At 58.1% G+C, this 608-nt stretch carries 1 protein-coding gene; it reads right to left on the bottom strand.

Annotated features, from left to right (window positions below; translation table 11 throughout):
* Positions 1-539 (bottom strand): IS30 family transposase (locus PHA01_RS29130; protein WP_271899725.1); only part of this gene is annotated, 539 nt, incomplete at its 3' end.
* Positions 540-608 lie beyond the last annotated feature (69 nt).

Genomic DNA, 608 nt, shown 5'->3' with positions numbered 1-608 from the left:
CAATGCCCGAACTGTTTGCGCTCGGCAACGACGTCGGGACGGAAAAGAATGTTGACTTCCGGGCTGAAACGACGGCCATGGCGCCGTCTGGCATGCCTCGGCCGGCGTCTGGCCCGGTGCTCCGGCAGGTGCCGCCAAAGCTTGATCGCATGCCCGTCCGGCGAATAGGCGAACTTGTAGATCGTCTCATGGCTCACACAAATCGGATGCCGCTCCAGCTGCAGCCGGCCGGCTATCTGTTGCGGCGACCAGCCATGCATAATGCGCTCGATCACGGATTGGCGCAGATGCGAGAACCGTGCCAGCTTGCGCAGCTTGGCACGCCGGTCACGCGCCATGTCGTTGGCCGTCACACAATAATAGCCATTGAGTTCGGGCATTTGCGAATCTGTGAAAGCATTGCGTCGCAGCTCGCGGAAAATCGTCGAGCGATGACGACCGAGCTTTTCGGCAATGACATCAACACTAATACCAGCCGTTCGCCATCGGGCGATCTTGCGGCGTTCATCCATATCAATCTGGGAGTAGGTACGTTCCATGGGCAAGTCCTTGCGAGTGATAAGCCATTGTTATCTATCGCAAGTCGCACTTCATCCTTGAACCCACCC

The sequence above is a fragment of the Candidatus Phyllobacterium onerii genome (genome assembly GCF_028331445.1).
Classification (GTDB): domain Bacteria; phylum Pseudomonadota; class Alphaproteobacteria; order Rhizobiales; family Rhizobiaceae; genus Phyllobacterium; species Phyllobacterium onerii.
This window is presented reverse-complemented; position numbering and strand designations above follow the sequence as displayed.